Annotated in this window: 19 protein-coding genes, 1 tRNA gene and 1 other RNA gene; 16 read left to right on the top strand and 5 right to left on the bottom strand. The window is 59.3% G+C overall.

The genetic code is table 11. The features are described from left to right. The first annotated feature begins 96 nt into the window (after window positions 1-96). Window positions 97-1569, top strand: coding sequence for a mannitol dehydrogenase family protein (locus tag ABTW55_RS17515; protein ID WP_060421887.1), 1473 nt, complete (start codon window positions 97-99; stop codon window positions 1567-1569). Between the two features lie 62 nt (window positions 1570-1631). On the opposite strand, the gene ABTW55_RS17510 is transcribed toward ABTW55_RS17515, so the two are convergent. After that, on the bottom strand, window positions 1632-1940 hold the full coding sequence (locus tag ABTW55_RS17510) for a type 1 fimbrial protein (RefSeq protein WP_033635274.1): 309 nt from the start codon (window positions 1938-1940) through the stop codon (window positions 1632-1634). 318 nt (window positions 1941-2258) lie between these two features. Between ABTW55_RS17510 and ABTW55_RS17505 the strand changes: the two genes are divergently transcribed. From ABTW55_RS17505 to yejF, 9 genes are all read left to right on the top strand, one after another. Next, window positions 2259-3233, top strand: a complete 975-nt coding sequence (locus tag ABTW55_RS17505; protein ID WP_033648007.1) for a GTP-binding protein — start codon at window positions 2259-2261, stop codon at window positions 3231-3233. Between the two features lie 77 nt (window positions 3234-3310). Beyond that, on the top strand, window positions 3311-4021 hold the full coding sequence (locus ABTW55_RS17500; RefSeq protein WP_060421889.1) for a phosphatase PAP2 family protein: 711 nt from the start codon (window positions 3311-3313) through the stop codon (window positions 4019-4021). Between the two features lie 410 nt (window positions 4022-4431). Then, the gene (gene mepS, locus ABTW55_RS17495) at window positions 4432-5007 is read left to right on the top strand and encodes a bifunctional murein DD-endopeptidase/murein LD-carboxypeptidase (protein ID WP_033635277.1); all 576 of its coding nucleotides are present in this window, start codon (window positions 4432-4434) and stop codon (window positions 5005-5007) included. 12 nt (window positions 5008-5019) lie between these two features. Then, entirely contained in the window at window positions 5020-5268 is a 249-nt protein-coding gene (locus ABTW55_RS17490) for a hypothetical protein (RefSeq protein WP_125460721.1), read from the top strand. 151 nt (window positions 5269-5419) lie between these two features. Further along, the gene (locus ABTW55_RS17485) at window positions 5420-7003 is read left to right on the top strand and encodes a cyclic di-GMP phosphodiesterase (RefSeq protein WP_039565063.1); all 1584 of its coding nucleotides are present in this window, start codon (window positions 5420-5422) and stop codon (window positions 7001-7003) included. 93 nt (window positions 7004-7096) lie between these two features. After that, on the top strand, window positions 7097-8905 hold the full coding sequence (locus ABTW55_RS17480; RefSeq protein ID WP_060421892.1) for an extracellular solute-binding protein: 1809 nt from the start codon (window positions 7097-7099) through the stop codon (window positions 8903-8905). A gap of 9 nt (window positions 8906-8914) precedes the next feature. Continuing rightward, window positions 8915-10006: a microcin C ABC transporter permease YejB gene (locus ABTW55_RS17475; RefSeq protein WP_060421895.1), complete on the top strand. Its 1092-nt coding sequence runs from the start codon at window positions 8915-8917 to the stop codon at window positions 10004-10006. Beyond that, complete coding sequence (locus ABTW55_RS17470) at window positions 10003-11028, top strand: ABC transporter permease (protein ID WP_015378535.1); 1026 nt, start codon at window positions 10003-10005, stop codon at window positions 11026-11028. Before ABTW55_RS17475 ends, ABTW55_RS17470 begins: the two co-directional genes overlap by 4 nt. 1 nt (window position 11029) lies before the next feature. Further along, window positions 11030-12640, top strand: a complete 1611-nt coding sequence (gene yejF, locus ABTW55_RS17465; protein WP_060421898.1) for a microcin C ABC transporter ATP-binding protein YejF — start codon at window positions 11030-11032, stop codon at window positions 12638-12640. 8 nt (window positions 12641-12648) lie between these two features. Here yejF and ABTW55_RS17460 read toward each other — a convergent pair whose 3' ends face one another. The 3 genes from ABTW55_RS17460 to rsuA form a co-directional block, all read right to left on the bottom strand. Then, window positions 12649-12993 carry a YejG family protein gene (locus tag ABTW55_RS17460; RefSeq protein ID WP_004935763.1) on the bottom strand — a complete coding sequence of 115 codons (345 nt, stop codon included), beginning with the start codon at window positions 12991-12993 and terminating at the stop codon, window positions 12649-12651. A gap of 594 nt (window positions 12994-13587) precedes the next feature. After that, window positions 13588-14784 carry a Bcr/CflA family multidrug efflux MFS transporter gene (locus tag ABTW55_RS17455; protein ID WP_025303559.1) on the bottom strand — a complete coding sequence of 399 codons (1197 nt, stop codon included), beginning with the start codon at window positions 14782-14784 and terminating at the stop codon, window positions 13588-13590. A gap of 41 nt (window positions 14785-14825) precedes the next feature. Beyond that, window positions 14826-15539: a 16S rRNA pseudouridine(516) synthase RsuA gene (rsuA, locus tag ABTW55_RS17450; protein WP_033648013.1), complete on the bottom strand. Its 714-nt coding sequence runs from the start codon at window positions 15537-15539 to the stop codon at window positions 14826-14828. Window positions 15540-15857: 318 nt separating this feature from the next. Between rsuA and ABTW55_RS17445 the strand changes: the two genes are divergently transcribed. Beyond that, window positions 15858-17615, top strand: a complete 1758-nt coding sequence (locus ABTW55_RS17445; protein WP_060421900.1) for a DEAD/DEAH box helicase — start codon at window positions 15858-15860, stop codon at window positions 17613-17615. Window positions 17616-17777: 162 nt separating this feature from the next. Continuing rightward, window positions 17778-18062, top strand: a complete 285-nt coding sequence (rplY, locus tag ABTW55_RS17440; protein WP_004935776.1) for a 50S ribosomal protein L25 — start codon at window positions 17778-17780, stop codon at window positions 18060-18062. 84 nt (window positions 18063-18146) lie between these two features. On the opposite strand, the gene yejK is transcribed toward rplY, so the two are convergent. Beyond that, window positions 18147-19154: a nucleoid-associated protein YejK gene (yejK, locus tag ABTW55_RS17435; RefSeq protein WP_033635284.1), complete on the bottom strand. Its 1008-nt coding sequence runs from the start codon at window positions 19152-19154 to the stop codon at window positions 18147-18149. 210 nt (window positions 19155-19364) lie between these two features. On the opposite strand from yejK, the gene ABTW55_RS17430 reads away from it, so the two are divergent. The 4 genes from ABTW55_RS17430 to ABTW55_RS17415 all read left to right on the top strand — a co-directional run bounded on the left by ABTW55_RS17430 (window position 19365) and on the right by ABTW55_RS17415 (window position 21702). Then, window positions 19365-19592, top strand: a complete 228-nt coding sequence (locus tag ABTW55_RS17430; protein WP_004935782.1) for a YejL family protein — start codon at window positions 19365-19367, stop codon at window positions 19590-19592. A gap of 9 nt (window positions 19593-19601) precedes the next feature. Beyond that, window positions 19602-21383, top strand: coding sequence for an LPS biosynthesis-modulating metalloenzyme YejM (gene yejM, locus ABTW55_RS17425; RefSeq protein ID WP_060421904.1), 1782 nt, complete (start codon window positions 19602-19604; stop codon window positions 21381-21383). Window positions 21384-21461: 78 nt separating this feature from the next. Next, window positions 21462-21538: transfer RNA gene (locus tag ABTW55_RS17420), tRNA-Pro, on the top strand. 34 nt (window positions 21539-21572) lie between these two features. Next, a non-coding RNA gene (locus tag ABTW55_RS17415) (RtT sRNA) lies at window positions 21573-21702 on the top strand. Window positions 21703-21744: the final 42 nt, after the last annotated feature.

Here is a 21744-nt window from a genome sequence, read left to right as displayed (position 1 = left end):
TTTATCGCCGGCGCCACCCTGCCGATGTGGCAGAAAACTGGTCTGCTAACTTGGCGCAACTGGCCCGCCAGCTGTCTTACATGCTTTGGAGATGAGATGAAAACGATCGCCAACACCCCATTGCCGGGCGCCGTGCGGCAGCCGGGCTATGACCGCCGGGCTCTGCGCAGCCGCATCGTGCACCTTGGCTTCGGCGCGTTCCACCGCGCGCATCAGGCGCTGCTGACCGATCGGGTGCTGAACGCCCACGGCGGCGACTGGGGCATCTGCGAGATCAGCCTGTCCGGCGGCGTGCCGCTGTTTGAGGCGCTGCGGCAACAGGATCATCTGTACAGCGTGCTGGAGAAAGGCGCGGACGGCCATCAGGCCATCGTGATCGGCGCGGTACATGAGAGCCTGCACCGCAAGCTGGAAGGCATCGCCGCAGTGCTGGAGAAACTGGCCGAGCCGCAGGTGGCGATCGTCTCGATGACCATCACCGAAAAAGGCTACTGCATCGAGCCCGGCAGCGGGCGATTGGATCGGCAGCATCCGGGGATCGTCGCCGATCTGGCGACGCCGCATCAGCCGCAGACCGTGCCCGGCATTTTGGTGGAGGCGCTGCGGCTGCGGCGCGAACGCGGCCTGCCCGCCTTCTCCCTGCTCTCCTGCGACAATATTCCGGAGAACGGCCACGTGCTGCGCCGGGCGGTGCTCGATCTGGCGCAGGCGCGGGATCCGTCGCTCGCCGATTGGATCGCCACCGCCGCCACCTTCCCCTGCACCATGGTGGATCGCATCGTGCCGGCCGCCACGCCGGCCACGCTGGATGAGATTGCCGCCGCGCTGGGCGGCGTGCGCGACGAATGCGCCATCGCCTGCGAGCCCTTTATTCAATGGGTGGTGGAAGACAACTTCGCCGCCGGACGCCCGGCGTGGGAGCTGGCCGGCGCCCAGCTGGTCAGCGATGTGCTGCCGTTTGAGCACATGAAACTGCGCATGCTGAACGGCAGCCACTCGTTCCTGGCTTACCTCGGCTACCTGGGTGGCTACCGCTATATCAACGAGTGCATGGCGGATGAACACTACCGTCGCGCCGCCCTGCGGTTGATGCTGGACGAACAGGCGCCCACCCTGAGCGTTACCGGCATCAGTCTGACCGACTACGCCGCACAGCTTATCGCGCGCTTCAGCAACCCGGCGCTGCAACACCTCACCTGGCAGATCGCCATGGACGGTTCGCAGAAGCTGCCGCAGCGCATGCTGGACGCGGTGCGCTGGCATCTGCGGCACGGCGGCGACTATAGCGGGCTGGCGCTGGGCGTGGCGGGCTGGATGCGTTACGTCGGCGGCGTCGATGACGCCGGTCAGCCGATCGACATTCGCGATCCGCTGGCAGACGTGCTGCAACAGACTATTGCCGCTACGCCGGACGATCGGCGGCGCGTAACGGCGCTGCTGGCGCTGAAATCGGTGTTCGGCGAATCGCTGGCAACGCATGCGGCGTTTGCCGACGCGGTGACGCAAGCCTATTTGTCGCTGCGCGATCGCGGTGCGCGTGAAACGGTGAAGGAGTGGGTGCTGCGGTGAGAAGCCTGCAGGGCCGAGAATAACCATGCCGGCGTAACGTTACGCCGGCATGGCGGAACGACTTAACGATAAACGACCGTCATAACAGCGAGTTTCTTCTGTTGGTCTACCCACTTCATTTCGGTTGTGCCTAGATTTAGCGGAAGTTCTTTGCGTGTAGTATCAAAACCTGACAACGCTTGCTGGGCCTGATAACGCTGGCCGTTGCGGTAACATTGCGTATTCGCCTTAGAATCTGCAATATTGACCGTGCAAGGACTTTCAACGATAGAACCGACGAAGCGAATTACCCCGCCGGCCACTCCTGCATGACTCACTGCCGTCCATGAAAACAACATTCCTACGATCAAAAATAACCGAAAGGTATTCATGGCAACCTCATTTTTAGTTAAGCCAATTTAACCATAGAGGATCTTGTTAGGAATAATCGCAAGGAAAGGGACGAGATTTGATCGCTAATCGCGTCATTAACAATGTAAAAACAAGCTACTAACAAAAGTTAACCGCATCTAATACAGGGTTTTATCTAAGAATTTTCTTGTTATGAACGGTGGATTTTGTCGGTTGAAAAGCGCATGGTGACGTGCAAAATTTGCGAGATAGAGCACAAATTAAATCGCGGCGGTTTCACCGATAAGGCTGCGTAACTCATTTATTAAGCAGGTTAATTTTTGCTCCAGGAATTATTAATGACCAAAACCAATTTGATTACCGGTTTCCTCGGCAGCGGTAAAACCACCACTATCCGCCATTTGCTGGCTCATAAGCCCGAACATGAGCGCTGGGCGGTATTGGTCAATGAATTCGGCGAGATCGGCATCGACGGCGCGCTGCTGGCAGACAGCGGCGCGGTGCTCAAAGAGATCCCCGGTGGCTGCATGTGCTGCGTCAACGGCCTGCCGATGCAGGTGGGCTTGAATATGCTGTTACAGCAGGCCAAACCGGATCGGCTGCTGATCGAGCCGACCGGGCTCGGGCATCCGAAACAAATTCTGTCGCTGCTGACCCAGGAGAGCTATGCCGGCTGGATCGATCTGCAGGCCACCCTGTGCCTGCTGGATGCCCGCCAGCTCAGCCAGCCCCGCTACCGCGACAACGAAAACTTCCGCGATCAGCTGGCCGCGGCCGACGTTATTTTGGCCAGCAAAAGCGATACCTATCAGCCGGAAGACAGGCGGGCGCTGGAAGCCTGGAGGGCGCAAGATCCGCTGCGGCGGCCCTGCTATGCCATCGCGCAAGGCGAAGCGGATGTCGCGCTGTTGTCACTTCCGCGCACGAATCGTACAGAATTGCCGGACGCGCAGCATCATCATGGTCAGGCGAAAACGCAGGGGCTGGCGGCGCTGCGGCTGCCGGAGCACGCCCGCTGGCGGCGAGCGTTGAACGAGGGGCAAGGCTTCACCAGCTGCGGCTGGATTTTTGACGGCGACACCCAATTCGACACCGTCGGCTTTATGGAATGGGTGCGACTCGCGCCGGTAGAACGCGCCAAAGGCGCGGTGCGCATCCCCGAAGGCACATTGCTGATCAATCGTCAGGGACAGGATCTCAACATCGAAACCCGCCCGGTCGCGCCGCTCGACAGCCGAATTGAGCTTATCCACAGCGAAAATGCCGATTGGAACGCCCTGCAATCCGCCTTGTTTAAGATTCGTTTAAGTTAGACCCCGTACCGTTGCCCCCCGGTTGCCGCAGGGCGGCCGGGTTTTATTTCGTTTTCATTTTGCCAACAGGTTATGTCATGACACGCCGCAATTTACCCCTCATTATCCTCTTCAACTTACTGGGCGTTGCGCTGTTTTTGTCCTGGTTCCTGCCGGCCAATCACGGCGGCTGGTATACCCTGGACTCGGCGATCTTTTTCTTCTTTAACCGCCATCTGGCCACCGACCCGGCGTTTTTGCACCTGGTCGCCATCACCAACAACCGCGCGTTTGACGTGATTTCGCTGCTCGCCATGGGCCTGCTGTATTTGTACTTCTACCTGAAGCAGGACGCCGCCGGCCGCCGACGCCTGGTGATCACCGGCGTGGTGATGCTGCTGACCGCCGTGGTGCTGAACCAGCTTGGTCACCTGCTGCCGGTGAAGCATCCGAGCCCCACCCTGACCTTCGACAATATCTATCGCGTCAGTGAGCTGACCGGCATCCCCACCAAGGACGCTTCCAGCGACAGCTTCCCCGGCGACCACGGCATGATGCTGATTATTTTTTCCTGCTTTATGCTGCGCTATTTCGGCCGCCGCGCCTTCGCCGTCGCCCTGCTGATTACGCTGCTCTTCTCATTGCCACGCGTGATGATTGGCGCCCACTGGTTTACCGATATCGCCGTCGGCTCGCTTTCAGTGGTGCTGGTTGGCGCCAGCTGGGTGCTGATGACGCCTTGCAGCGACTGGATCGTCGATCGGTTGAATCGCCTATTGCCCGGCAAGCATCGCCCCGGCCAACCATAACTTGCGTCTATGACTCATGCCGGGAGGCGCCCGCCTCCCGGCCTTAATCCCTTCGCTGAGCGCAAAATATCGTCACCGCCCGTTAACGCTTTTGCAACCTGATTTCACGCCAGATTCATACATCGGACAATTGGCGTTTTTTATATGAATATTTACATTATGTTACATCACAAATTCATATAAAAAAGACGGGAAAAAGGCTCGCAATCCCCTATTTGTTCCGGTAATCTCAGATGCGTTTGTGCCTGGTTTAAGTCGAATCAGTATGGAATCCGATAAAAATGTGCGTTCTCGCACGTTTTCAACGGTAACTGGTTGTCGATGCAACAGGTGCGGACTAGGCTCGTTTCGTTTGGCATTTTTCAGGTAGCGACTTTCGTCGTTAAGGACTTCAAGGGAAAACAACAACAATGGTCAAATCTCAACCGTTTCTGAGATATTTTTTGCGGGTAGTCCCTGCAATTGCCGCTGCGGTTATGCTCTCCGCATGCAGCTCGACTCACACTTCGAACTTGAATAACGCACAAACTGAGATGCGTGCAGTTAATGACAAAGACGGTCTTTTACTGCAAGCCTCTCAGGATGAATTCGAAGCGATGGTCCGCAACGTTGACGTCAAGTCAAAGATTATGGATCAGTACGCGGACTGGAAAGGCGTTCGCTACCGTTTAGGCGGTGACAGCAAGCGCGGCATCGATTGCTCGGCGTTTGTTCAACGCACCTTCCGCGAACAGTTCGGCATGGATTTACCGCGTTCTACCTATGAACAGGAAGATCTCGGCAAGAAAATCCAGCGCACCAAGCTGCGCGTCGGCGATTTGGTGCTGTTCCGCGCAGGTTCCACCGGGCGCCATGTCGGCATCTATTTAGGCAACGATCAGTTCGTTCACGCCTCCACCAGCAGTGGGGTCATGATTTCCAAGCTGACCGATAACTATTGGAATAAACGTTATCGAGAAGCGCGCCGGGTGTTGACCAACGGTTAACGGCGCAATGCCTTGAAGATCCTGAATACCAAACGAGCGATAAGCGCCGCCTACGGGCGGCGTTTTTTTTGGTTGTCTAACAGATATCATCAAGATTGCTCCCTGCCTTATCGCCATCTTTCTCCGCTTAACGCTGCCGCACGCCATTATTTTGATAAACTGTTGGCAGGAAATCGCGCCATCGAGGAAAAACTCGCCTATTATCGTCAGATGACGGCAACGGCGCCCCGGCGTTATTTAAAACGTTTCCGCTTAAAATAGGCGCATTATATTTCTGTCGGCGACGCCGCATATTTAAACAACGCCGCCGGTTGGTACGGGATAAAAAGGCAAAAATGAAAAAAAAGCCGTTGGCACAATCCATTAAATGGCTGCGCGACACCCCTGACGCCCTGTTGCAGAGGACTCGGTTATGGGCTTGAAAAGAGCTTTTGCCCGCAGCGTGTCTCACCGACAGCGCAGCCTGGCTAAAAGCGGCGTCGCCGCCCTGGTATTTTTTACGCTCTTCACCGCGGTCACGCTTTCTTTGATTAACCACCAGCGCACGCAATATCAACATAAGGTCGAAGCGCGCACGCAAAAGTTCACGCTGGGTTATATCTCGCACCTGAAGACGGTGATGCAGCAAATGATGCCGCTGCTGGCCAAGCCTTGCCTCTCAAGCCAGTCGGACATTACCTACCAGGCGGCCTTTACCAGCGGCGTGCGCACCTTCCTGTTGGTGAAAGACGGCTACGCCTATTGCTCTTCCGCCACCGGCGACATGATGTTGCCGATGAAAAATCTCTACCAGGATATCGACTGGAATCTGCCCCTGGATCTCAAGCTGCAGCAGGGCACGCCGATCGTGCCGAACAAACCGGCGGTTGCAGTTTGGCTGCGGCATCCCGACGAAAAGGCCACCGGCATCCTCGCTACGCTGGACATCGATCTGATGCCCTATCTGCTGTTCACCTCGCACGACGAACAGGCGCCGGGCATCGCCATCGTGATGGGCAACCGCGCGCTGACCACCTTCAGCCCGAACCTGATGCCGGTCGATCAGTTGCCGAAGGGCAAGGCGGATAAACTGACGCTGCCCAATCTGCCGCTGACCATCCTGTTCTACAACGAGAAACTGACCCCCAACGACATTCGCCTGACGCTGCTGGGCAGCCTGGTGCTGTCATTGATGATCGGCGTACTCTGCTATTACATGCTGCTGCTGCGGCAAAGCCCGGAACGCGCGCTGCTGCGCGGCATCAAGCGCAACGAGTTCTTTATCGAATACCAGCCGGTGTTCCATACCGACAGCAACAGCATCGGCGGGCTGGAAGCGCTGATCCGCTGGCAGCATCCGATCGAAGGCCGCATCCCGCCCGACGTCTTTATCCCCTACGCCGAAAGCAACGGGCTGATCGTGCCGCTCACCCGCCACCTGTTCAGGCTGATCGCCGAAGATGCGCCGCAGCTCGCCAAAGCGCTGCCGCGGGGAGGCAAGGTCGGGCTCAACATCTCCCCCGCCCACCTGAGCGCGCCGTCGTTCCACCAGGACGTGTATGAACTGTTGACGCAGCTGCCGGGCGATTACTTTACGCTGGTGTTTGAAATCACCGAGCGCGGCATGGTGGAAGAAGAGAGTGCGCTGGCGGAGTTTGACTGGCTGCACAAACAGGGCATCGAGATCGCGGTGGACGATTTTGGCACCGGGCACAGCGCGTTGATCTATCTTGAGCGCTTCACCATGGATTACCTGAAGATCGATCGTGGCTTCGTCAACACCATCGGCCAAGACACGGTCACCGCGCCGGTGCTGGATGCGGTGATCTCGTTGGCGAAAAAGCTGAAAATGCTGACGGTGGCCGAGGGCGTGGAAACCGCCGAGCAGATGCAGTTCCTGCAAGAACACGGCGTCAACTTCATGCAGGGCTACTACTTCAGCAAGCCGCTGAGCATCGACAATTTCGTCGCTTACTGCAATGCTCATCAGGTCTTTGATTATCAGGCAAATAAATAGTTAGTCTTTAAGCATCTTTACCCTGCGCCCGCCCGAAGAATGTTATGCTGGGCGCAGGTTGTACTTTATTCCACAGCAGGAGCTTACCGTCTGATGTCCGTGCGCATTTTCGCTGCTCTGGTGCTCTCGGCACTGAGTTTCGGTCTGCGGGCCGAAGCCCTCAACGAAAGCTACGCTTTCGCCCTTCTCGGTGAACCGAAATACGCCACCGACTTCAGCCATTTCGACTACGTCAACCCGGCGGCACCCAAAGGCGGCGACGTGCGGCTGGCGGCCATCGGCACCTACGACAACTTCAACCGCTTCGCTACCCGCGGCGTGCCCGGCGAACGTACGATGGAGTTGTACGATACGCTGTTCACCAACTCCGACGACGAACCCGGCAGCTATTATCCGCTGATTGCCGAATCGGCCCGTTTCCCGGCCGACATGCGCTGGATGGAGTTGGATATCAACGCCCGCGCCCGCTTCCAGGACGGCAGTCCGATCACCGCCGCCGACGTGGCCTTCACCTTCAATAAATTCATGACCGAAGGCGTACCGCAGTTTCGTTCCTATTACAAAGGCGTCACGGTCAAGGCCATTTCCCGGCTGACGGTACGCATCGAGCTGCCTAAAGCCAACCGTGAGCAAATCCTCAGCCTGCTCAGCCTGCGCGTATTGCCGGAAAGCTTCTGGAAAAACCATAAGCTCAACGAACCGCTCAGCACCCCGCCGCTCGCCAGCGGCCCGTATAAAATCGCCGATTACCGCCTCGGCCAATACATCACCTACCAGCGAGTGCGCGACTACTGGGCCGCCAACCTGCCGGTGAACCGCGGCCGCTACAACTTCGACAGCATTCGCTACGATTATTACCTGGACGATAAAGTATCGCTGGAAGCCTTCAAGGCCGGCGCTTACGATTTCCGCATCGAGCCGTCACCCAAAAGCTGGGCCACCCAGTATCAGGGCGGCAACTTCGCGCGCAACTACATCATCAAGCAGGATGAGACCAATCAGGCGGCGCAGAATACCCGCTGGCTGGCGTTCAACCTGCAAAAACCGCTGTTCGCCGATCGTCGGGTACGGGAAGCGATCGGCCTGGCTTTCGACTTCAACTGGATGAACAAGGCGCTGTATTACAACGCCTATCAGCGCGCCGACAGCTATTTCCAAAACACCGCCTACGCCGCCCGCGGCTACCCGGACGCCGCCGAACTGGCCTTGCTGGCGCCACTCAAAGGCCAGATACCGCCGGAGGTGTTTACCAGCATCTACCAGCCGCCCTCCTCCGACGGCAGCGGCAACGATCGGCAAAACCTGCTGAAGGCGACCCAATTGCTGAAAGAAGCCGGTTGGGTGATCAAAAATCAAAAGCTGGTCAACGCCAAAACCGGCCAGCCGTTCACCTTCGAACTGATGCTGCTGAGCGGCAGCAACTTCCAGTACGTATTACCCTTCCGCCACAACCTGCAGCGGCTGGGCATCGAGATGCAAATTCGCGAAATTGACGCCTCGCAGTACACCCGTCGCATGCGTGAACGCGATTTCGACATGATGTCGACCGTATATATGGCGATGCCGTTCCCCAGCGCCGATCTGCAAATCCTGTGGGATTCGCAGTACATCGATTCCAGCTACAACACGGCCGGCGTCAAAGATCCGGCGGTCGACAGCCTGGTGAGGCAAATCGCCGCCCATCAGGGCGACGAAAAGGCCCTGTTGCCGCTCGGCCGCGCGCTGGATCGGGTGCTGACCTGGAACAACTACATGCTGCCGATGTGGTACTCCAACCACGATCGTTACGCCTATTGGGACAAGTTCTCCACGCCGTCGATCCGCCCGGCCTATGCGATCGGCTTCGATAACTGGTGGTACGACGTCAACAAGGCGGCGCGTTTACCGGCTCAACGGCAATAAGGAGTCGGAATGGCGGCCTATCTGATACGCAGACTGTTACTGGTGATCCCCACGCTGTGGGCGATCATCACCATCAACTTTTTTATCGTGCAAATTGCCCCCGGCGGCCCGGTCGATCAGGCCATCGCCGCCATTGAGCTGGGGCATGGCAGCGGTTTTGGCAGCGGCGGCGTCAGCGAAGGCCTGGGCCATGCCCGAGCGGGCATCGCGGCAGGCGACAGCCAATACCGCGGTTCGCGCGGTCTGGATCCGGAGGTGATCGCCGAGATCACCCAACGTTACGGCTTCGATAAACCGCTGCACGAGCGCTACTTCACCATGCTGTGGAACTATATGCGCTTCGACTTCGGCGACAGCCTGTTTCGCGGCGCCTCGGTGATGCAGCTGATCGGCCAAAGCCTGCCGGTCTCCATCACGCTGGGCCTTTGGAGCACGCTGATCATCTACCTGGTGTCGATCCCGCTCGGCATCCGCAAGGCCGTCTACAACGGCAGCGCGTTCGATACCTGGAGCAGCACGCTGATCATCATCGGCTACGCCATTCCGGCTTTCCTGTTCGCCATCCTGATGATTGTGCTGTTCGCCGGCGGCAGCTACCTCGACTGGTTCCCGCTGCGCGGCCTGGTCTCCAGCAACTTCGACACCCTCTCGTGGCCGGCGAAGATCGCCGACTACCTGTGGCACATCACGTTGCCGGTGCTGGCGACGGTGATCGGCGGCTTCGCCACCCTGACCATGCTGACCAAAAACTCGTTCCTCGACGAGATCCGCAAGCAGTACGTCACCACCGCCCGCGCCAAGGGGCTGGATGAGAAAAAGATCCTGTACCGCCACGTGTTCCGCAACGCCATGCTGCTGGTGATCGCCGGTTTTCCGGCCACCTTTATCAGCATGTTCTTCACCGGCTCGCTGCTGATTGAGGTGATGTTCTCGCTCAACGGCCTGGGGCTGCTGGGCTACGACGCCACGCTGCAGCGCGACTACCCGGTGATGTTCGGCACGCTGTATATCTTCACCCTGATCGGCCTGCTGTTGAATATCCTCAGCGATATCACCTACACCCTGGTCGATCCGCGCATTGACTTCGAGGCCCGCCAATGAGCCGCCTTAGCCCGATCAACCAGGCGCGCTGGGCGCGCTTTCGCCGCAACCGCCGCGGCTACTGGTCGCTGTGGATCTTTTTGGTGCTGTTCACCCTGAGCCTGGCCGCCGATCTGATCGCCAACGACAAACCGCTGTTGGTGCGTTATGAAGGCCGGCTGTACCTGCCGTTTATGATTAGCTACAGCGAAACCGCCTTCGGCGGCGAACTGAATACCGAAGCCGACTATCAGGATCCGTTCGTGCAGCGGCAGATCGAACGGCACGGCTGGGCGGTTTGGGCGCCGATCCGCTTCAGCTACGACACCATCAACTTCGCCACCGAAGTGCCCTTCCCCTCGCCGCCTTCGCGTCACAACCTGCTGGGCACCGACAGCAACGGCGGCGACGTGCTCGCTCGTGTGCTGTACGGTTTTCGCATCTCGATGCTGTTCGGCCTGGCGCTGACGCTGTTTTCCAGCCTGATCGGCGTGTGCGTCGGCGCGACGCAAGGGTATTATGGCGGGCGCTTCGATCTGTGGGGGCAGCGCTTTATCGAAGTGTGGTCGGGCATGCCGACGCTGTTTCTGATCATTCTGCTGTCGAGCATCGTCCAGCCCAATTTCTGGTGGCTGCTCGGCATCACCATCCTGTTCGGCTGGATGAGCCTGGTGGGGGTGGTGCGCGCCGAATTCCTGCGCACCCGCAATTTTGACTACATCCGCGCCGCGCGCGCCATGGGCGTGCCGGATCGCGTTATCATGTCCCGCCATATGCTGCCCAACGCCATGGTGGCGACGCTGACCTTCCTGCCGTTTATCCTGTGCGGCTCGATCACCACCCTGACGTCGCTCGATTTCCTCGGTTTCGGTCTGCCGATCGGTTCGCCGTCGCTCGGTGAGTTGCTGCTGCAAGGCAAAAACAATCTGCAGGCGCCGTGGCTCGGCATCACCGCCTTCCTGGTCTTGGCGGTGCTGCTGTCGTTATTAATCTTTATCGGCGAAGCGGTGCGCGACGCCTTTGACCCCAGCAAGGCGCATTGATATGGCCACTCCTTTGCTCGCTATTCAGGATCTCAGCATCGCCTTCCGCCAGGGCGACACCGTCACGCCGGTGGTCAACGAACTCTCGCTGCAAATCGCGCCGGCGGAAACGCTGGCGCTGGTAGGGGAATCCGGCTCCGGCAAAAGCGTCACCGCCCTGTCGATACTGCGCCTGCTGCCCGCGCCGCCGGTGGTTTACCCTGCCGGCGACATTCTGTTCAACGGCGACTCGTTGCTGCATGCGCCGGAAGCGGCGCTGCGCAAGGTGCGCGGCAATCAGATCGCGATGATCTTTCAGGAACCGATGGTGTCGCTTAACCCGCTGCACACCATCGAGAAACAGCTGGCGGAAGTGTTGATGCTGCACCGCGGCCTGCGGCGCGATGCCGCGCGCGCGGAGATCGTCGAGTGCCTGGAGCGCGTCGGCATCCGCCAGGCCAAAAACCGGCTGCAGGACTATCCGCATCAGCTGTCCGGCGGCGAACGCCAGCGGGTGATGATCGCCATGGCGGTGTTGACCCGCCCGAAACTGCTGATCGCCGACGAACCCACCACCGCGCTCGACGTCACTATCCAGGCGCAGATCCTGACGCTGCTGCAAGAATTGAAACGAGAGATGGACATGGGGCTGCTGTTCATCACCCATAACCTGAATATCGTGCGCCGCCTGGCGGACAACGTGGCGGTGATGCGCCAGGGGCGCTGCGTGGAGCAAAACGCCCGCGCGCGGCTGTTCAGCCGGCCGCAGCATCCTTACACGCAGCAGCTGCTGGCCGCCGAAGACGTCGGTGAACCGCTGCCGTTGCCTGCCGCGGCCAACGGGCGCCCCGGCGACGAGCGGCCGCTGCTCAAGGTGGAGAACCTGCAGGTGCGCTTCCCCATTCGCCGCGGCCTGCTGCGCCGCACGGTGGATTATCACTATGCATTGAAATCATTGAGTTTCGAGCTGCGGGCCGGGGAAAGCGTGGGGCTGGTGGGAGAATCCGGCTCGGGCAAAAGCACCACCGGGCTGGCGCTGCTGCGCCTGTTGGCCTCGCAGGGCGCCATCTGGTTCGACGGCGAACCGCTGCACCCGCTCACGATGAAGCAGATGCTGCCCTACCGCAGCCGGATGCAAATCGTCTTCCAGGATCCCTATTCCGCCCTGAACCCGCGCCTGAACGTGCAGCAGATCATCGCCGAGGGGCTGGAAGTGCACCAGCAGCTTAGCGCCGAGCAGCGGGAACAGCGCGTGATCGAGGTGTTGCAGGAGGTCGGCCTGGATCCGCAGCTGCGCCACCGCTATCCCACCGAGTTTTCCGGCGGCCAGCGCCAGCGTATCGCCATCGCGCGCGCGCTGATCCTGCAGCCGCAGCTGCTGATCCTCGACGAGCCGACCTCTTCGCTGGATAAATCGGTGCAGGCGCAGATCCTGACGCTGCTGAAATCGCTGCAGCAACGTCACCGGCTGGCTTATCTGTTCATCAGCCATGACCTGCAGGTGGTGCGTTCGCTATGCCACCAGGTCATCGTGCTGCGACAGGGAGAAGTGGTTGAACAGGGAGACTGCCGGGCGATTTTCGCGGCGCCCGCCGCCGACTATACCCGTCAACTGCTGCAGTTGGCGGATTAGCGGCGAATTCAGAAAGGGTATTGCGCGCTGAGCGGTTCGGCGATCGCGGCGCCGACGTTTTTCAGGCGGCACATGGTGGCGCTCTCGTCGCTGCGCTGCACGAACAGGCAAGGCTCTCCTTCCCATTCGACAATCGCGCAGTCGACCTGAATCTCCTGCAGCGACAGATTGAGCTGTTGCATTACCTGCCAGGCCTCGGCCCCTTCATGGCTGAGCAATTTCAGCCCAATCAGGTTGTTATCTTCGTCTATTCCGTTAAACGGAATCGGTTCGACCTTCACGCCGGTGAAACCGGATAGCCAACGATAACTTTGCGGCAAGCGATGCACTACCGAAAGTTGGATACTCTCCACATGAAATCCCTAGTTTGAAAAGGTGAAACACTTTTACCTGACAGGGTTACTAAGTTATAGCCGTTGACTCCCGACTCTGCCGCGCACAAATGTTATTTAAATGTAAATTTTGCCGCAAACCATTAACCTGACCCCGTGCTTGCCGATGCCGCGCCATTTTTTGGCGCGCCGTGCGGTGTTATTTCACGGCATTTTGCGACTCAGCTCGCATTTTTGCGTTATATGTAACCCTTTCCCGCAGCGATCTCAACTCTTTTTTCTTGCAATGCGACTACTTTTCCGTCGCCATATTTTTACATTGAAGAAACATTTCACCCGCCACGTTAGCGCAGCCTCTCCTGCTAATGCCTTGATTTACATCAATCCTAATACAAACCACTCGCGCGGCGCAGCCGACAGAACGCCGCGCCTCCCGGGGAATATCGGGCGGCACGATGGCGGAGTTTTTTAACAAAAAGCACACAGATGGGAAAATGACCGATTAATTAGCAGGCATATATTTAGCAACAAATTATTCATTGCCGGTTGCACCCTGAAATGGCAGGGCGCAACCCCATGACGCTGCGGGGCGAAACGCCCCGAGTCGGGAGAACGTCAGGCTGCGCGATCGCGCGGCCGGCTGGCGTAAACGTAGAACAGCACCGCCACGATGCTGCACAGCGCCATCGAGGTGACCATTGGCCAGGCGCTTTTGCCCGGCGCCATCGACAGCACCGCCCCCACCAGCGCGCCGATGCTGAAGCGCAACGTGCCGGCCAGGGAAGACGCGGTGCCCGCCATATGCGGAAAATCATCCAGGATCACCGCCATGGCGTTGGAGGAAATCATCGCGATGCACCCCAGGTAGACCGCTACGCCGATCACCAGCGCCCAGAAGCCCAGGCCGACGGCGCTTACCGCCAGCAGCCACAGCCCCATCGCCAGCTGCACCAACAGCCCCAGCTTGAACATCTTGACCGCGCCGAACCGCCGCACGTTGCGGCTGTTGATCAGCGTCGTCAGGAACAGGAAGACGATGTTCAGCGCAAAATAGTAGCCGAAATGCTGCGGCGAAACGTGGTTCAGTTCGATGTAGACGAACGGCCCGGCGCTGAGGAACGAGAACATGCCAGCAAACGAGAAGGCGCTGGCCAACATGTAGCTCAGCACCCGCTTGTGGCGGAACAGCGAACCGAAGTTGCCCAGCGTGGTGCGCAGGTGGAACCGCTGACGCCGCTCTTTCGGCAGCGTCTCCTTGATGAACAAGGCCACCAGCAGTGAACCGATCAGCGCCGCGGCGCCCATAGTCCAGAAGATGGCGTGCCAGCTGAACCACAGCAGCAGCGCACCGCCGATCATCGGCGCCAGCAGCGGCGCGATAGTCATCACCAGAATGACGAACGACATCATGCGCGAGAACTCATCCTTGGTGAACATGTCGCGCATCAGGGCGTTAATCACCACGCTGGCGGCGGCGGCGGCCAGACCGTGCAGGAAACGCAGCCCGATCAGCTGATCGATAGACTGCGCCATGGCGCAGGCGCAGCCGGCGATGGCGAAGATCAGCGTTCCCCACAGGATCACCGGCTTGCGGCCGATGCTGTCCGACATCGGCCCATAGAACAGCTGCCCGAAGGCAAAGCCGAGCATATAGGCGCTGAGCGTCATCTGCACGCTGCCGGACTCGACGCCAAACTGGGCGGCGATCACCGGCATACTGGGCAGGTACATGTCGATCGCCAACGGCATCAACATGGACAACAGGCCCAGAATGAAAATCAAACCGAGATGAGAGGTTCGGTTCTGTTGCACGTTCCACGACTCCTTAATCGGCCGCAATCAATGATCGGTTATCAGTCCTGCAGGTGCGGCGCGCCCACGCTGGCGATCTCTTCTTCGGTCAGTGGGCGGTATTCGCCCGGCGCCAGATCGTCATCCAGCACGATGGCGCCGATGCGCTCACGGTGCAACTCGATCACCCGGTTGCCGACGGCGGCGAACATCCGCTTCACCTGGTGGTAGCGCCCTTCGCTGATGGTCAGGCGCACCACGCGCTCGTCGACCTGCTCCAACGTCGCCGGCCGCGTCAGATCTTTCTCGTTGTGCAGTTGCACCCCTTCGGCGAAACGCTGCGCGGTGTCTTCCGCCAACGGGTGCTCCAGCGTGACCAAATAGGTTTTCTCGCAGTGGTGGCGCGGCGACGTGACGCGGTGCGACCACTGGCCGTCGTCGGTCATCAGCACCAGCCCGGTGGTGTCGATATCCAACCGCCCGGCGGCGTGCAGCTTGTACGCGACCGGCTCATCGAGGAAATACAGCACCGTCGGATGATCGGGATCGTCGGTGGAGCAGACGTAGCCCTGCGGTTTGTTAAGCATGAAATAGCGCGGGCCGTTCTGCTGCTGCAGCGGATTGCCGTCGAACGCCACTTCTTGCTCCGGGGTCAGTTTGATCGCCCCGCTCTTCACCACCTCACCGTCAACGGTGACGCGTTTAGCCCGAAGTTCGCGCGCGACCAGCGCACGGCTGATGCCTAACTGCTGAGATAAAAACTTGTCCAATCGCATGGGATCTGCTTTGCCTGTCGTTGTTATGATCGCATTGATCGTATTGCCAAAATATGACGCCCGCCGTTGCACCGGGTGCAAATGGCAGGTTCAGGGGGGAAATCGCGTGGGGGAACAGCGATTGCTGTCACACGAGTATAGCGGCACAACGCGTTGCCCGACAGGGGTAATTTTCACGCTTCTCGCACCGCGCGCGCGCAGAAGGCATAATAATGGAAATTTTTCGGCCGCCCGGGGCGTAAAATGTCACGCTTTCTGTGGGAACAGAGGTGACAAAACCGCTTCCCGGCGGCCCATTCCAACCTACGGCGTTCATTTATGGCCTTTACCCTACGCCCCTACCAACTGGAAGCGGTCGAAGCCACCATCAATCATTTCCGGCGGCACCCCGAACCGGCGCTGATCGTGCTGCCGACCGGCGCCGGCAAAAGCCTGGTGATCGCCGAACTGGCGAAGCGCGCCCGCGGGCGGGTGCTGGTGCTGGCGCACGTCAAGGAACTGGTGGCGCAAAACCACGCCAAATACTGCGCCTACGGCCTGGAAGCGGACATCTTCGCCGCCGGCCTGCAACAAAAAGAGAGCGCCGGCAAGGTGGTGTTCGGCAGCGTGCAGTCGGTGGCGCGCAACCTGCCGCTGTTCGACGGCGCCTTCTCGCTGCTGATCGTCGATGAATGCCACCGCATCAGCGACGACGACGACAGCCAGTACCAGCAAATCATCCAGCATTTGCAGAAAACCAACCCGCAGCTGCGGCTGCTGGGGCTGACCGCCACGCCCTATCGCCTGGGCAAGGGCTGGATTTACCAGTATCACTACCACGGCTTCACCCGCGGCGACGGCACCAGCCTGTTTCGCGACTGCATCTACGAGCTGCCGCTGCGCTACATGATTAAGAACGGCTTCCTGGTGCCGCCTGAGCGGCTGGACATGCCGATCGTGCAGTACGATTTCAGCCGGCTGGAGGCCAGAAGCAACGGCCTGTTCAGCGAAGCGGATCTGAACCGTGAGCTGAAGCGGCAAAACCGCGTCACGCCGCATATCATCAGCCAGATTGTAGAGTACGCCCAAGATCGTAAAGGGGTGATGATCTTCGCCGCCACCGTCGAGCACGCCCGCGAGATCCACGGCCTGCTTCCGAACGGCGAGGCCGCGCTGGTCAGCGCCGAAACGCCGCCCGCCGAGCGCGATGCGCTGATCGAGGCGTTCAAACAGCAGCAGCTGCGCTATCTGGTCAACGTAGCGGTATTGACCACCGGCTTCGACGCGCCGCACGTCGATCTGATCGCTATTCTGCGCCCGACCGAGTCCGTCAGCCTGTATCAGCAGATCGTCGGCCGCGGGCTGCGGCTGGCGCCCGGCAAGGAGGATTGCCTGATCCTCGACTACGCCGGCAACCCGCACGATCTGTTCACGCCGGAGGTCGGCGTCAGCAAGCCGCACGGCGACAGCCAGCCGGTGCAGGTGTTCTGCCCGGCCTGCGGCTTCGCCAACCTGTTCTGGGGCAAGTGCACCGAGAATGGCGACATCATCGAGCACTACGGCCGCCGCTGTCAGGGCTGGCTGGAAGACGACGACGGCCACCGCGAACAGTGCGATTACCGCTTCCGGTTCAAGAGCTGCCCGCACTGCGGCGCGGAGAACGACATCGCCGCGCGCCGCTGCCATCAGTGCCAGGAGGTGCTGGTCGATCCCGATGACATGCTGAAGGCGGCGCTGAAGCTGAAAGACGCGCTGGTGCTACGCTGCGGCGGCATGGAATTGCAGAGCGGCCGCGACGACAAGGGCGAATGGCTGAAGGCCACCTATTACGACGAGGACGGCACCAGCACCAGCGAGCGTTTCCGCCTGCAAACGCCGGCGCAGCGCAAAGCGTTCGAAATGCTGTTCCTGCGCCCGCACCAGCGCGCGCCGGGCGTGCCGTTCGCCTGGCACACCGCCGCCGACGTGCTGGCGCAACAGCAGGCGCTGCGCCATCCGGATTTCGTGGTGGCGCGCAAGCGCGGGCAGTTTTGGCAGGTGCGCGAGAAAGTGTTCGATTATCAAGGCCGTTTCCGCCGCGCCAATCAGTTGGCCTGAGCGAACGGCCCTCAATCTGGGCAGGTTTTCGTTGCCCTGCAGGCGGCTTTCCGTTAAAATGCCGCGCGCTTTACCTGGGCCTGCCCAGCGTTAAAGCGGAATTCCGAACTTGCTACTTGGGTCGCCTGTAGCAGGGTAAATTTTCTTTTAAGAGAAAAAACAATGTTCACTATCAATGCAGAAGTACGTAAAGACCAGGGTAAAGGTGCGAGCCGCCGCCTGCGTGCAGCAAACAAATTCCCAGCTATCGTTTACGGTGGCAAAGAAGCTGCAGTTTCCATCGAATTGGACCATGATTCTGTCAAGAACATGGAAGCTAAACCAGAATTCTACAGCGAAGCAGTAACTCTGGTTATCGACGGTAAAGAAACCAAAGTTAAGGTTCAGGCTGTACAGCGTCACCCGTTCAAGCCAAAACTGGCTCACATCGACTTCGTTCGCGTTTAATCGCTACGTTTTCGAACCTTTCGGGACGCCGAAATAAAGAACGCCGCAATTGCGGCGTTTTTTATTGTCTGCGATTCGGCGCGCTTACTTGCCGCTGCCGGTCCGGCGCTGCAGCTGATCGCGCAGATTCGGCGGCGTGCCTCTGATGGTCAGGGTGTCGGTGGCCGCATCCCAGAAAATGCGCTCGCCCAGCAGCATGGCGTCGAAGTTCAGGCTGATACCGCCGCCGCTGCCGGCGAATTTGGTTAGTTGGCGCAGCGTGCCGCGATCCGCCGGGAAGCTCTCTTCCAGCTCATACCCTTGCTCGCTGGAGAACTGCATGAAGTCTTTCTCGCCGACCGGCGACAGCTCCTGCGACAGCGCCTGCAGCTCAATCTCTTCGCCCGCCTGCAGCTGTTCGTTGCAGTAGCTGTACACCTGCTGGCGCACCGACTGGCGCTCGTTCTTGTCCAGCTGCGCATCGGCGCAGTAGTCGTCCACCGCCTGCAGCAGCCCACGGTTTTGCGCCTTGGCGTCCAACCCTTCGGACGCCGCCAGGAAATCCATGAAGAAGTCGGCGACCTTGCGGCCCACGCGCCCGCGCAGGAAGGTCAGGTAGCGGGTCGATTCCGGGTTGGTTTCCCATTCGGTCAGATCGATGCGCGCGACGATATCGGCGTTGTTGATGTCCAGATAGTGCGTGGTGTTGATATCCAGCTCTTCGTTAACGCGCATGCTGTTACGGCTGTTCAGCACCGCGATCAGCAGATACTCCACCGCCAGATAACGGTATTGGCCAAACAGCACCACGCCGCCTTCGGCGAACGGATACTTCGCCAGTTCGTCGCGCAGGCGGCCAGTCGCCGCGCGGCTGAAGGCCAGAAAGTCCTTATCGTCCTTGCGGCAGGTGCGCAGCGCTTCCGCCAGCTCGCTGCCTTCGTTGAACAGACCCAAGGCCTTGCTCTTGGCGCTATAGACGCGATGCAGTTCCGTCATCATTTCTTCCACCGCCGCGTTGGTGGGAAGCAAGGAATCGCGCAGCACCACGTCCAGCGTTTGCTCGTCGCGTTTCACCAACTGGTGCAGAGCGATCTGGTCGATATCCAGACTCATGGTAAATCCTCCTGTTCTTTAGGCGCGTATTCAAACACTGAAGGCCCCGCCCTGCAATACTAAAAACCGCGGCAAACCGGAAAGGCGCTGCGAGGGGCAGCCCCGGCGCGGGCGAACAATTTCCCGAATGACAGGAAGTGATAAAAGAGCGGAAAATCACTGCCCTATACGGTAAGATAGGGCACTTTGCAGATTACTAAGCGCAATTTTATGCCACAATCATCCCGTTACAGTGACGAACACGTTGAACAACTGCTCTCAGAGCTGGTCAATGTTCTGGAAAAACACCATACCCCCACCGATCTTTCCCTGATGGTGCTGGGCAATATGGTCACTAATTTGATCAACACCAGCGTTGCCCCCGCGCAGCGGAAAACCCTGGCGAGATCGTTCGCGGAAGCCCTGCAGGCTTCTGTCCGTGAAGATAAAGCACATTAATATTGACTTATGGTGACAAACCGTCAGCGTTATCGTGAAAAAGTCTCCCAGATGATCAGCTGGGGGCACTGGTTCGCCTTATTCAACATTTTGCTCGCCCTTGGGCTGGGCAGCCGTTACCTGTTTGTCACCGACTGGCCCGCATCCCTGCTGGGCCGGGTTTATGCCTTTGTCAGCCTGCTGGGGCATTTCAGCTTTATCGTGTTCGCCGGCTATTTGCTGGTGATCTTCCCGCTCACCTTCGTGGTGATGTCGCAGCGGCTGCTGCGATTTATTTCCGCCGCGCTGGCCACCATCGGGCTCACGCTGTTGCTGGTCGACAGCGAAGTGTTCTCCCATTTCCACCTGCACCTCAATCCGGTGGTGTGGGATCTGGTGGTCAACCCGGACCAAAGCGAACTGTCGCGCGACTGGCAACTGATGTTCATCTGCGTGCCGGCGATCTTCCTGGTGGAGATGCTGTTCGCCACCTGGAGCTGGCAGAAGCTGCGCAGCCTGAACCGCCGCCGCTTCGGCAAACCGCTGGCGGCGCTATTTATTAGCGCCTTTTTTGCTTCGCACCTGATTTACATCTGGGCCGACGCCAACTTCTATCGCCCGATCACCATGCAGCGAGCCAACCTGCCGCTCTCGTACCCGATGACCGCGCGCAAGTTCCTCGAAAAACACGGCCTGCTCGACCAGCAAGAGTATGAGCGCCGCCTGATGCAACAGGGCAATCCGGAAGCGGTGGCGGTAGAGTATCCGCTCAGCGATCTCAGCTACGGCGATAAAGGCAGCGGCTATAACCTGCTGATGATCGTGGTGGACGGCATTCGCGCCAAAGACATGGCGCAGGATATGCCGGCGCTGACGCGCTTCGCCCAGGAAAACGTGCGTTTCAGCGATCATTACAGTTCGGGCAACCATGCCGATACCGGGCTGTTCGGCCTGTTCTACGGCATTTCTCCGACCTATCTGGACAGCGTGCTCGCCGGCCGCAAGCCGTCGGCGCTGATCGCTGCGCTCGGCGATCGGGGCTACCAGCTGGGGCTGTTCTCCTCCGATGGCTTCAACGCCAGCCTGTACCGTCAGGCGCTGTTGACCGACTTCTCGCTGCCGACGCCGGCGCCGCAAAGCGACGCGCAAACCACGCAGCAATGGCAGCGTTGGCTGGCGGATCAGGGTAGCAAAGAGCCGTGGTTCTCCTATATCAGCTTCAGCGGCGCCGAGGCTGTCGAAGGCGACAAAACCCCGGCTCCGGCCGACTTTATTCGGCGCTATCGCACCGGCGCGCAAGACGTGGACGCCCAGATAGCCCAGGTGCTGGACACCCTGAAACAGCGCGGCCTGCTGGATAAAACCGTGGTGGTGATCACCGCCGAGCACGGCGTCGAGTTCAACGACAGCGGCAAAGGCCAATGGGGCGCCGGCACCGGTTTCAACCAGGCGCAGCTGCAGGTGCCGTTGGTGATCCACTGGCCGGGCACCCCGGCGCAGACCATCAGCAAGCTGACCGGCCATAACGACGTGATGCGCACCCTGATGCAACGATTGCTGCACGTGAAGACCGCGCCGAAAGACTATTCGCAGGGCGAAGATCTGTTCACCGCCCAGCGCCGCAACGACTGGATCGCTACCGGCGATGGCAATCAGCTGGTGATCATCACGCCGACGCAGACGCTGATGCTGGACAACAGCGGCAACTATCGCGTCTACGATCAGAACGGCGATGAAATAAAAGACGAGAAACCGCAGCTTGCTCTGCTGTTGCAGGTGCTGACCGATGTAAAACGCTTTATCGCCAACTAACTGCTTAAAACTAAAGCAATCAAGTGGCGAGGCGCTTGCATTAACATCGGGAATCGGTAGTATGATTTTTCATAGCGTCGGCATGTAGCGCAGCCTGGTAGCGCACCGTCATGGGGTGTCGGGGGTCGGAGGTTCGAATCCTCTCATGCCGACCAAATTTAAGAAAACCTGCTGTTACAGCAGGTTTTTTTTCGTCTGCACACTGAGAGGATGAGAATCTCCGAAGGAGGTTTGAGCCGAACGTAGTGAGACCACGTTGCTTTAGCAACGGCCCGCAGGGCAAGCATCGAAGATGCGCATAATCCTCTCATGCCGACCAAATTTAAGAAAACCTGCTGTTACAGCAGGTTTTTTTTCGTCT

Origin of the sequence: Serratia sp. SM04, assembly GCF_040280225.1 — a bacterium.
Lineage (GTDB): Bacteria > Pseudomonadota > Gammaproteobacteria > Enterobacterales > Enterobacteriaceae > Serratia > Serratia sarumanii.
This window is presented reverse-complemented; position numbering and strand designations above follow the sequence as displayed.